This window comes from Myxacorys almedinensis A (assembly GCF_010091945.1).
GTDB classification, from domain to species: domain Bacteria; phylum Cyanobacteriota; class Cyanobacteriia; order Leptolyngbyales; family Leptolyngbyaceae; genus Myxacorys; species Myxacorys almedinensis.
Genome location: NZ_WVIE01000007.1, coordinates 202,784 through 213,486, shown reverse-complemented (window position 1 = coordinate 213,486; position 10,703 = coordinate 202,784). Strand labels below are relative to the sequence as shown.

The following is a 10,703-nucleotide window of genomic DNA, read 5'->3' as shown; positions in this document are numbered from 1 at the left end:
GTGAGTGATAAACGCATCAGTGCGTTAGTGGGGGTTGCTCCGTTCAACCGAGATAGTGGCAAGTGTCGAGGCAGTCGGACGATTTGGGGTGGGCGTGCGAATGGTCGGGCTGGCCTCTACATGGGGACGCTGGCTGCTGTGCGATACAATCCCAAGCTCAAAGCGTTTTATGAACGCCTGCTCAGTCAAGGAAAGATCAAGAAAGTGGCATTAATTGCCTGTATGCACAAGTTACTCCGCATCCTCAATGCGATGATTCGTGATGGTAAATCCTGGCAAGCTCCTGCCTAAAGTGGGGTGAGCCTGCAATCCTTCTGGCTTGGGTTGATTTGAGTTGGAGCGAGTTGAGCGCAGCAAAACTCATCTTGGTTCAACCACAAAGTCTTGGCTAAACACAACTACAACAAGGATGGATGAGCCAACACTTTGTCATGCTTTGAATTGCTTTCCAGTGTTACTTTCTCTGATTCATCTGACTTCTATTTGATTCTTGACTTTCAACATAATCGCTTGCGGGTAACTCGAAGCGGTTCCTACGGAGTTGCGCTCTGCGCTAATCGCCCTATCTAACGCAACAACGCTCTAGACGAAAAGGGGACTCTCTGCGAATCGATTGACAGCAGGGGATGTGACTAGGGGATGGTGCAAACCAACCCCGTTACCGATTAAACGCTCGGTTGGAGAAGCTTGGGTTCGTCCATTTGAGACCGGGGCAGATTGCGCGATCGCGGCTTCAAACGCATCAGCAGCAAGTTGGTGAACCTGAGTCGTCGGATGGATTTGATCCCACCAAAAATATCCGTCTGGATTGCTCGAATTGGGTTGCTCGATTAAGGGATCGGTGATGTTGGTAAATCCAAATTCTCCAGGAGAGGCGGCAATCCGTTGAGTGATGCTGAACAGATCGACTTCAATAATGTCGATGCCTAGAGCGGGTTCTAAAGCCGTCAAAGCTTGGTTGAGCGCCTGATTAAACCCGATGCTGGCTTGTGTGGCTTGGGCAGCAACGCCATTGCGTCTCGGAAACGGCGCTAACCCTAAATCGATGGAATTGGGCACGAGCACTCTTTCTGCCCCCAAGTCGGCTAGTTTGGTAATCGCTGTGGAAATATTAGACACTGCCTGCCGAATGCCTGCGATCGCACCTTGCGGATCGGGCGGCAAATTCAACAGATCATTGCTCCCTGCCCAAACCACGTAGAGAGCATGGGGATCAGCGCCATAAGCTCCTGTTGTTGCGGCGAAGGTATCAATCTGATCGAGCACTCCCGGTAAGTTGAGGCTTTCAGGTAAACCAAATAGAGTCGTCGCGATGTTTTCTCGCCCCGTTTTTGCACCTCCGACTGCAAAACTGCTGATCCGATCGCTGTCTATGCCCAACTGGGGAGCGAGATAATCTGCCCAAATCAAACCGTTGGCGAAGCGCCCTTCAAAATAGGGAGGGCTGGGAGGAAATTGCTGACTTGTCACCCCAAACAGGTTGCCCCGATCCGAAAGGCTGTCTCCAAAAATCACCAGTTGGCTGATGGGCGGCGCGGCGGGCTGGCAATCGAAACCGAGGGCTTTAAGGTCGATGCTCCAGGAAAAGCTTCCCCCTTTAGACAACTCGCGAAGGAAGGAGTTAGCTGCATCAATCAACGGCGCGGCATCAGAAAGCTCAACGGTATACTTGCGCGATAGCTCACTCAAATCGAACGAGAGCAGGTCAGGAGGGAGAGAAACGCTGAGGTTGGGGAAGTCAAAGTTTAGAGTGAGTTGTTTGTTCATGAAGTTCACAAGAAATTTGGTATGACAGCACTGCACATAAACGGGAGAAACGGAGCATTATTAATGTGTAAACTTAACATTAAGACTTGCGTAATTTTCCCAGAGACCCTCACCCCTAGTCTTTCTTTTGCAGGCGAGAAAAACAGGAGTTTTTTAGTTCCTATCACGAGCGAAAAGAGCTAAAGAGATAGCTTCGACTGGGTTTTCAAAGCGGGCAATTTAGACTGCAACGCTGGTTAACGTTTTGGCGATGCCTGCTGCTTCTTAGTCATTGTATGAGATGAACCCGTGTCTAAACGTTACAGTGGTTAAACGGGTGTTGGTACCAATGCTGACTTAAATGTATTGGGTATGAAAATTTTAAGGTGGCTACGATCGCAAGCATTACTTATTGTTGCCCTGACATCGTTTGGCTGGGTGGTTGCTCTAAATGGCAATCAGATCGGTTTAAATCTGGGCGCATCGATTCGGCACACGTTGGCAGCCCCAATTCAGTTGGCAAAGGAGCCGCCCGTTGGGTCGTGGCGCACCCCTGCCCAACCGTCAGTTTCGCCGCCCTTCCCCTCTCCGCCTCTTGAGTCTCCCCGTCAGCCGCCAACTCTGCCCAGCCGATCTCCGAGCGTTGCGCCGCCAAAACTGGGGCATTTTCCTTATCCCCAAGCCGATGTACAAACGCTGGTAGAGATTGGCAAATATGGTCGCCGAGTTGAAACCTTGGCACCAGAAGCTGCGATCGCATGGCAGCAAATGGTGAAGGCAGCCGCCGCCAACAATGTTTCGCTTGTGCCAATTTCTGGCTTTCGTAGCGTCAATGAGCAGGCGATGTTGTTTCGCGATCGCGTCCAGCAACGGGGGCTAGAAAGAGCCGCTAAAAGTGTTGCACCCCCTGGCTACAGCGAGCATCACACCGGATACGCGATTGATATTGGCGATGGTCGCGCTCCCCGCACCGATATCACCTCGGCATTTGCCCAAACGGCGGCGTCTCGATGGCTAACGACCCACGCTCAAGACTTTAACTTTGAGCTATCGTTTCAGTCGAACAATGCTCAGCAAATTATCTATGAGCCTTGGCATTGGCGATTTATCGGCTCACCTCATGCCCTGCATGTGTTTGCCAGCGCCCGCCGAAATCGTAGCTAATCCCGGTTTGAGGCGTAGATTTTGGCTGTCGGTTCTAGCGATCGCCAGCTTGGCTCTGGCGACCCTGAGACGCGAAACAGGTGTTACCGTTTGATCAGTGGTTCGTGTTCTTAGGTCAGCATGAGTGTTCTAACGGTTCAATCGATCAAAAAAGATTTTGGCATCAAAGAAGTTGTTCGCGATGCCAGCTTTAGCCTAGAAGCAGGCGAGAAAGTCGGCTTGATCGGCACCAATGGGTCTGGAAAGTCTACCTTGCTGAAAATGATCGCAGGGTTAGAACCGCTCGATAGCGGGCAGATTGTGTCGCCATCGGGCAGCCAGATTGTCTATCTTCCCCAGCAGCCAGACCTAGATGAAAATCTGACGGTGCTAGAGCAGGTGTTTGCAGATGGGGGAGAGCAAATGACCCTGGTGAAAGAGTACGAGCACCTGACCGAGCAACTCGCCCAGGCTGAAGGCGATATGGATGCGTTGATGGCACGATTTTCTCGCGTAACGGCACGCATGGATGCGATCGCGGCGTGGGATGTTGAAACGCAAGCCAAAATTATTCTCACCAAGTTGGGGATTGAAAATCTAGATGCCACCATCGGTCAACTCTCTGGCGGCTATCGCAAGCGGATCGCGTTGGCAACGGCACTGCTTGCCGAACCCGATGTGTTGCTGATGGATGAGCCAACCAACCACCTGGATGCCCTGTCGATCGAATGGTTGCAAAGTTATTTGGCTCGCTATCGCGGGGCGTTGCTGCTCGTCACCCACGATCGCTATTTCCTCGATCGCGTGACCCATCGGATTATCGAACTCGATCGCGGCGATCTGTTTACCTATAGCGGCAACTATTCTTACTATCTTGAGAAAAAAGCAGACGCCGAAGCCTCGGCAGCCAGCACCCAACGTAAACATCAGGGCGTGCTGCGGCGAGAGTTAGAATGGCTCAAACGCGGTCCTAAAGCGCGGAGTACCAAGCAAAAAGCGCGCATCGATCGCGTTCACGAGATGCAAGATACCGAGTTTAAGCAAGCTCAGGGCAAAGTTGAAATTGCAACAGCAGGGCGGCGGATCGGTAAAAAAGTGATCGAACTGCATCATATTTCTAAGTCCTATCCTCACCCGTCGCGAACCGGAGCTAATCGGACGTTAATCAAAGATTTTACTTACTTATTTAATCCTGAAGATCGAATTGGGATTATTGGTGGCAATGGTGCAGGCAAATCGACGTTGATGGATCTGATCACCCAACGAGTGCAACCCGATGCCGGTAGGATTGAGATTGGCAGCACCATTCACATTGGCTATTTTGATCAACATTCTGATGAATTGCAGGATAGTTTAAATGAAAATCAGCGAGTGATTGACTATCTCAAAAGCGTTGCAGAATTGGTTAAAACGTCTGATGGTGAAGTCATTACTGCGTCGCAAATGTTAGAGCGATTTTTGTTTCCACCCAACCAGCAATATGCCCCAATTCACAAACTGTCGGGTGGGGAAAAACGACGGCTGTTTCTCTTGCGAGTCTTGATGAGTGCGCCAAACGTACTGATTTTAGACGAGCCAACCAACGATTTAGATGTGCAGACATTGGCAGTATTAGAGGAGTACTTAGAAGACTTTAACGGATGTGTGATTGCCGTTTCCCACGATCGCTACTTCCTCGATCGCACGGTCGATCGCATTTTTGCTTTAGAACCGGGTGGCAATCTGCGCCAATATCCGGGTAATTATTCGGTTTATCTGGACTACAAAACCGCAGAAGAAGCAACTGAAAAAGCATCCGAATTGGCAAAGCAGAGCCGGAAAGCAGAGCCGCGATCGCAGCAAAATGCCTCCTCAAAAGCGCCGCCTGCTGCCAACTTGATACACCAAACATCTGCTAATCACAAGCCGCGCAAACTTACCTTCAAAGAAAAGCGCGAACTAGAAACCCTCGAAGCTCAAATTCCTCAAATGGAGGAGGAAAAATCTAAAGTAGAATACACGCTGTACAACAATCCACCCGAAGGGTTTACAGAATTGCAATCGCTATCTGAGAAGTTGGCAATGCTAAGCGAGCAGATCGACACATCAACCGAGCGATGGCTAGAACTGTCAGAAATTGATGCTTAAGAATATGAAAAAACCAATCAACCTTAAATCTCAGAGGCAAGCAGGTTGGCAAGTTCGGCGTGCATGAAGGCAATATCCGGATCGCGCTGAATTGCCTGATCGTATTTTTGCTCTGCTACGGTTCCCTGCTGAGATGGCTGAAGCAAACGCCGCGCTTGTTCTAACAAATCTTTTGTTTGCTCCAAGCTCATTGGCTCTTTGGCACTCATTGCCTCATCAATTTGCACGATAAACTGCGACATCGGGCGCAACCAGCGAAACCATTCATCATCCAGCACAAGCTGAAAAAACTCACCCGTCGAGCGAATGCGCCCATGGGCTTGCTCGTATTCTCCGCGCTCTGAATCGAGCAGCGCTTTGTGCAGCCGCAGTAAGGCAAGACGGGTATCCATCAAGCGTTTGAGGGCAATATCGAAAGAGGAAGTAGAAGACATCAGGCTACGACTCGCGGTAAACACCTTGTTTCATCTTGTCATATTGGAACGGCTTCAGAAGGGCGGCGTTGCTCAATCCACCATCAGCACCACCAGACCGGGAGAATGCCATCAAATTACAGAGCTTGTAAACGGCTCTGGCTCCAACGTTTCCATCCCATTCTCCATCACCGACTTCACACACATCAAATCCGATAATCTGCCGTCCGCTTTGAACGACTTCGCGAAACAAACAAAACGCTTGCTCTAGCTCTAGCCCTCCCGGAACCGGAGTCCCGGTATTTGGGCAAAGTTTAGGATCAAGCCCATCTACGTCAAAGCTGATGTAGACATGCTGCGGCAGTTCTGAGACCATTTGTTGGCAAAGGTCGAGCCATGACATCCCGGCGTACATTTTTTGCTTGAGCATGGGGTCGTAATAGGCGCTGATCCGTCCTTGCGATCGCTCAATGATTTCCACTTCGTCATGGCACACATCTCGGATGCCAACCTGCACCAATTTCGAGATCTGAGGCAGCTTTAAGGCGTTGAACATAATCGAGGCATGGGAGAACTGGAAGCCTTCGTAAGCATCGCGTAAATCGGCATGGGCATCAATATGCAAGATGCCAAAGTCAGAATAGCGTTCTGCTAATGCCTGCATATATCCCAACGGAACGCTATGATCGCCGCCCATGACTGCAACCTGTTTGCCTTGATTCATCGCCGCTTGAGCTTGCTCAAACAGCCATTGGTTCATGGCTTGGCATTCTTGGTTCAGCGTGTGCAGCGTTTGGGCTAACTCCTGGTTTTCTGCGATCGCGCTTCCCTGCTCTAGATGCTCAATCAGTCGCGCCGCCTCTGTTCTCAGAGCCGCATTTTTTGCTTGAAGGTGGGGCGAAATGGCTGTCATAAAGATCCCCTGCTGCCAACCGTCGGGATGGTCAAAGTCAAAAATATCGAGTTGGCGAGAGGCAGCCAGAATGGCTTGAGGGGCAGCAGCAGTGCCAGCACGATAGGAAACCGTCACTTCCCACGGAATGCCAAAAACGATGATATTGGCAGAGTCGTAGTCGAAGGGTAGCCCTAGCAGGTTGCCGTTGTCTACTCCAAGATCGTTGGGATTAAAGGTTTTCAGGATTTCTTCTCTGGTTGCCATTGAGCCGTTCCTAGGGTGATTCGTTGCTGTTGTTCTGAGGGTTTAGTATTGGTTTGTTAAGGATGAAGGGGGGAGTTAGCCTATTTACTTATCTACTCAAACTACTCAAACTACTGAAAGTTGACACTCTACTAGTCTATCGTCGCCTCATCGGGATCAAAGGGGATGACCAACCCACGACGAGCGCTTTTACCCTGGGTGGGCAGATGGGAGGCAACATTAGAATCAGCAACGCCGGACAGAGTTCCATCGCAAGAGGCATGTGATCGGCAGATGCCTTGGTTAAGCTCGATGGCACGAAGCATCGAGAATTTTACTGTGGAAGATTATGTCTGGAAACTTAGCTGGAAAAGTTGCGATCGTAACCGGAGCATCGTCCGGAATTGGGGCAGCAACTGCGATCGCGCTGGCAGATGCGGGGGCAAAGGTTGTGGTTTCGGCACGCAGAACCGACCGACTAGATGCTTTGGTGAAGCGCATTAGCGACCAAGGAGGCGTAGCCTATGCGATCGTGGGAGATGTCACCGATGAGCAGCAGGCAAACGATCTGGTAAACAAGACAAAAGCTCAGTACGATCGCGTCGATATTTTAGTGAACAACGCAGGCGTGATGCTATTGGGAATGATCGATGGCGCAAACACCGAAGACTGGCGGCGCATGGTTAATACCAACGTTCTTGGCTTAATGTACGCAACTCATGCTGCGCTTCCAATCATGAAAGCTCAAGGTGAAGGGCACATTGTCAATATCTCCTCAGTTGCGGGGCGCATTGCCCAAGCGGGATCGGGGGTATATAACGCGACGAAATGGGGCGTCAATGGATTTTCTGAAGCGTTGCGCCAGGAAGTCCACAAAGATAAGATTCGCGTGACGATGATTGAACCGGGAGCCGTCGTCACCGAGTTGACCGACCATATTACAGACGCATCGGCAAAAGAGCGGGTTACGTCTTGGGTTGAGTCAATAACGCCGCTAGAAAGTGAGGATATTGCAGCGGCGATTCTCTATGCTGTGACTCAACCGTCTCGCGTTAACGTCAATGAAATTTTGATCCGCCCGACCGATCAATAAACTAAAAATGGAGTCAGCTTTTGGTTTAGCCAAACAGTTTCCCTAGCGTGCAGGTAGCAGGGATCAGGGTGAAGGTCAATTGCCCGATCAAAGCACTCTAGGGCGGTTCCATACGCCATCATTTCGGTTAGCAGCAAGCCTCGATTAAACCAAGCCTGATGATAGTTGGGTTGCATCAGCACCGCCCGATCGTACGCTGCCAACGCCTCCGCAAATCGCTTTAACCCCGAAAGGGCGTTGCCTCGGCTATTCCAAGCTTTTGAAAAGGTTGGATCACCTGCGATCGCACGGTCAAATGCTGCGATCGCAGCGGCATAATGTTCTCGCTCACAAAGCTGGCATCCCTGCTGCTCCCACCCTGCTGCATCCATCGAACCCTCTCCAAAATTGATACGTTATGAATTTAGTGTGAAAGAAAACGGCGTAGCTGTCTGGGGGAGATTCCTCTACTCCAAGGGATTCGGTTCTCGTCTGGTAGAGCTTTGGGGTGCGCCGTACACTTAAAGTGACAACGTGAAACTAATAGCGCAAAGCTAGCGGAGAACCTTCTGTGCAGCAATTTCTCGACCCGCACTTTTTGATCGAACTTGCCCTCGCCATCAGCCTCAGCGCTGCCTCTGGCTTTCGAGTGTTCATACCGTTGCTGGCATTAAGCGCTGTGTCTGTGTTGGGGCACTATGATCTGCCGCCCAACTTTGACTGGATCGAAAATCCAGAAGCGCTGACCTTGTTTGCGATCGCGTCGGTTTTAGAAGTGGTTGGATACTCGATTCCCTGGTTTGATCATGCGTTGGACGTGCTCGCAACTCCGGCAGCGATTTTGGCAGGCACCGTGGTTGCCGCTTCGGTTGCACCAGAGATGAACCCCCTCGTGCAGTGGACGCTTGCCCTCGTAGCGGGTGGTGGCACTGCCGGGCTAACGAAAGGCTTGCTCAACCTGCTGCGAGGCACCTCAACCGCCGCCACGGGCGGACTTGCCAATCCAATGTTTGCGCTGCTAGAACTGGTCGCGTCTATCTTGCTCTCGGTGTTGGCGTTTACGGTGCCTGTTCTCGCTGGCACTTTGGTGATCGCCGTGTTGGGGTTTGCCGCCTATAAACTGGTGCAGCTTATGGCTCGGTTCCAGTCTCGCCAACCGCCGAACGACCTATCCTCCTAGTAACCTATCCTCCTAGTAAATAGTTCAACCGAATTTGAATCTTAGTTGTTGTCCCTGAGACTTGAAAGGCGGTTTCTGAAAAGCTAGGCGCTCCCAGTCGGATTGCCGGATTTTTTGAGAAACCAAAGCCCTCGGTTGGGATGCCTAGCGCGTTTCGGTTCGCTTGACTGTTGCCATCTGCATCGTGCAGCACTGCGATCGCATAACTGCCGGGCTTCAGGTTTTGAAACTCGACCTGAAACGGACGGTTGGTAATCTTGACACACTGGTTGCGGACGGCTTGAGCAGTCTTGGTGGGAAAGCCTTGGCTGTTGGCAAAAATGCTAAAGCACACCTGCCCTTGCTGGCTGCGGAGTCCATCGATCTCTACCTTCAGCCGGGTTGTCTCTGCCTGAGCTTGGGATGCGCCGATCACGGTTGCACCTACCAAGCTGCCTAAAACGGTTAGCCAGGCAGCACCACCTTGAAGTAATTTCACCATACTATTTGTTTCGCAATGGCTCTCTAAACTGTGTAACTTTATATTAACGTGAGTCTCCAACGAAAGCGCACCTGCGGCAAGTGCGAAAGAAACGAAGCCGAGCCATACATCGCAGTAGTCTAGGCAGTAAGGCAATTGCTTCATAGCCAAAACCGATAGAACACTGGTGCGATTTCGCCCGTCGTGAGTCTGGTTTTGGAGTCGTCGCGTGAAAGACAGTGGTGAAAAGGGGCACCCCTTTATCCCGATTAGGGGAATCAAATGAGCGATCGATGTGTGTGTACACGGTAGCCTGACTAAGGAGGGGTTAAGGGAGGTCGCACGTTTGTAGCATTTACAGATTAATTTGGTATCAGATCTTGAATGCAGCAACGCCCGAAACTCCTAGCGCCGCATTTTGAGAAAGTTCAGTACACTTTAGAAGACGCTTTCCTTGAGTGCGCTTCTATGCCTGTTCGTAAAGATACGATTTTTGAGCAATATCTCGCTCCCGTTGTGCGATTTTTCATCAACGAAGAGGAATTGCGCCGATTTGCAGATAGCATCGATTGGCAAGCCGAAAGCGATCGCTTCCGCAATCCTAATCTTACCTATCCTGTCTATTACACTCAGCATTTTCACAGCATCGAAGGGGGCTATCTCAACATCAGCGCTGCGGTCACTTACGACCCGATCACCCAGTATGTTTTGCCTCCTAATGAAACGTGGGTGCGTCAAAGTCTGATCGATTCGATCCAAGTCCAGCCATCACGCATTTTAGACTTAGGATGCGGAACTGGATCAACAACGCTAATGCTAAAACAAACTTTTCCCAACGCTGATGTGATGGGAATTGATCTATCACCATATATGCTAGTTGTCGCAGAGCATAAAGCAAAACAAGCACACTTAAACATTGATTGGCAGCACCATACCGCAGAAGCCACACCGTTTGCTCCTGCATCGTTTGACTTGATTACGGCTTCACTGCTGTTTCATGAACTGCCGCCCGATCGCGCTCAGGCTGTGCTAGAAGAATGTTTTCGATTGCTCAAACCAGGTGGCGAAGTGCTGATGCTCGATGGCAATCAAAAAACCTTGCGGCAGAGCGAATGGTTGACCCAAATTTTTGAGGAACCCTATATTCAAGCGTATGCTCAGGGAAGTGTGGATGCTTGGATGGGCACAGCAGGCTTTAGAGCCATTCAGACCCAAGAATTTTGGTGGATACATCAGGTTACCCGTGGGGTGAAGCCGCTTCCTGACACAGAGCTTGAGATGGTAGAGTGCGATCGCACTGAGGCGATGGAGCAGTGGGCGATCGGCTAGAGGAGTCTGATTTACCAACTAGAGTCGGACGTGGCGAAACCCTGTAAGTTATAAGAGAACGACGAGACGCGGATCGCGTTTCTTCCTCATGCGTA

General features: G+C 50.7%; 11 protein-coding genes. 6 read left to right on the top strand and 5 right to left on the bottom strand.

From position 1 onward, the window contains the following. The coding region (locus GS601_RS08345; protein WP_162422796.1) for a transposase at positions 1-291 on the top strand (291 nt) is incomplete at its 5' end. A 291-nt stretch (positions 292-582) separates the two neighbouring features. Here GS601_RS08345 and GS601_RS08340 read toward each other — a convergent pair. Then, positions 583-1,767 carry an SGNH/GDSL hydrolase family protein gene (locus GS601_RS08340; RefSeq protein ID WP_162422795.1) on the bottom strand — a complete coding sequence of 395 codons (1,185 nt, stop codon included), beginning with the start codon at positions 1,765-1,767 and terminating at the stop codon, positions 583-585. Positions 1,768-2,118: 351 nt separating this feature from the next. Here GS601_RS08340 and GS601_RS08335 point away from each other — a divergent pair, with 351 nt between their 5' ends. Together GS601_RS08335 and abc-f are read left to right on the top strand one after the other, a co-directional pair. Next, on the top strand, positions 2,119-2,910 hold the full coding sequence (locus GS601_RS08335) for a M15 family metallopeptidase (RefSeq protein WP_162422794.1): 792 nt from the start codon (positions 2,119-2,121) through the stop codon (positions 2,908-2,910). 120 nt (positions 2,911-3,030) lie between these two features. Continuing rightward, entirely contained in the window at positions 3,031-5,016 is a 1,986-nt protein-coding gene (abc-f, locus tag GS601_RS08330; protein ID WP_162422793.1) for a ribosomal protection-like ABC-F family protein, read from the top strand. A 23-nt stretch (positions 5,017-5,039) separates the two neighbouring features. Here the strand turns inward: abc-f and GS601_RS08325 are convergent, their stop codons facing one another. Both GS601_RS08325 and GS601_RS08320 read right to left on the bottom strand, forming a co-directional pair. Next, on the bottom strand, positions 5,040-5,450 hold the full coding sequence (locus GS601_RS08325; protein WP_162422792.1) for a hypothetical protein: 411 nt from the start codon (positions 5,448-5,450) through the stop codon (positions 5,040-5,042). A gap of 4 nt (positions 5,451-5,454) precedes the next feature. Next, positions 5,455-6,588 (bottom strand): agmatinase family protein, encoded by a 1,134-nt coding sequence (locus GS601_RS08320; RefSeq protein WP_162422791.1) that lies wholly within the window; start codon positions 6,586-6,588, stop codon positions 5,455-5,457. Positions 6,589-6,916: 328 nt separating this feature from the next. On the opposite strand from GS601_RS08320, the gene GS601_RS08315 reads away from it, so the two are divergent. Beyond that, on the top strand, positions 6,917-7,660 hold the full coding sequence (locus GS601_RS08315) for an SDR family NAD(P)-dependent oxidoreductase (protein ID WP_162422790.1): 744 nt from the start codon (positions 6,917-6,919) through the stop codon (positions 7,658-7,660). On the opposite strand, the gene GS601_RS08310 is transcribed toward GS601_RS08315, so the two are convergent. Then, positions 7,654-8,031 carry a tetratricopeptide repeat protein gene (locus tag GS601_RS08310; protein ID WP_162422789.1) on the bottom strand — a complete coding sequence of 126 codons (378 nt, stop codon included), beginning with the start codon at positions 8,029-8,031 and terminating at the stop codon, positions 7,654-7,656. The two genes, GS601_RS08315 and GS601_RS08310, sit on opposite strands and share 7 nt — an antisense overlap. Before the next feature lie 179 nt (positions 8,032-8,210). Here GS601_RS08310 and GS601_RS08305 point away from each other — a divergent pair, with 179 nt between their 5' ends. Further along, the gene (locus GS601_RS08305; RefSeq protein WP_162422788.1) at positions 8,211-8,819 is read left to right on the top strand and encodes a DUF4126 family protein; all 609 of its coding nucleotides are present in this window, start codon (positions 8,211-8,213) and stop codon (positions 8,817-8,819) included. A 4-nt stretch (positions 8,820-8,823) separates the two neighbouring features. On the opposite strand, the gene GS601_RS08300 is transcribed toward GS601_RS08305, so the two are convergent. Beyond that, a complete protein-coding gene (locus GS601_RS08300) occupies positions 8,824-9,444 on the bottom strand; it encodes a DUF2141 domain-containing protein (RefSeq protein WP_238393149.1) in 621 nt (206 codons plus the stop codon). Between the two features lie 303 nt (positions 9,445-9,747). On the opposite strand from GS601_RS08300, the gene GS601_RS08295 reads away from it, so the two are divergent. Next, entirely contained in the window at positions 9,748-10,608 is an 861-nt protein-coding gene (locus tag GS601_RS08295) for a class I SAM-dependent methyltransferase (protein ID WP_162422786.1), read from the top strand. Positions 10,609-10,703 lie beyond the last annotated feature (95 nt).

Bases quoted from the DNA above. Each gene is read 5' to 3' on its own strand.
- GS601_RS08340 (WP_162422795.1), bottom strand. From the start codon at position 1,767: ATGAACAAACAACTCACTCTAAACTTTGACTTCCCCAACCTCAGCGTT.
- GS601_RS08335 (WP_162422794.1), top strand. From the start codon at position 2,119: ATGAAAATTTTAAGGTGGCTACGATCGCAAGCATTACTTATTGTTGCC.
- abc-f (WP_162422793.1), top strand. From the start codon at position 3,031: ATGAGTGTTCTAACGGTTCAATCGATCAAAAAAGATTTTGGCATCAAA.
- GS601_RS08325 (WP_162422792.1), bottom strand. From the start codon at position 5,450: ATGTCTTCTACTTCCTCTTTCGATATTGCCCTCAAACGCTTGATGGAT.
- GS601_RS08320 (WP_162422791.1), bottom strand. From the start codon at position 6,588: ATGGCAACCAGAGAAGAAATCCTGAAAACCTTTAATCCCAACGATCTT.
- GS601_RS08315 (WP_162422790.1), top strand. From the start codon at position 6,917: ATGTCTGGAAACTTAGCTGGAAAAGTTGCGATCGTAACCGGAGCATCG.
- GS601_RS08310 (WP_162422789.1), bottom strand. From the start codon at position 8,031: ATGGATGCAGCAGGGTGGGAGCAGCAGGGATGCCAGCTTTGTGAGCGA.
- GS601_RS08300 (WP_238393149.1), bottom strand. From the start codon at position 9,444: ATGAAGCAATTGCCTTACTGCCTAGACTACTGCGATGTATGGCTCGGC.
- GS601_RS08295 (WP_162422786.1), top strand. From the start codon at position 9,748: ATGCCTGTTCGTAAAGATACGATTTTTGAGCAATATCTCGCTCCCGTT.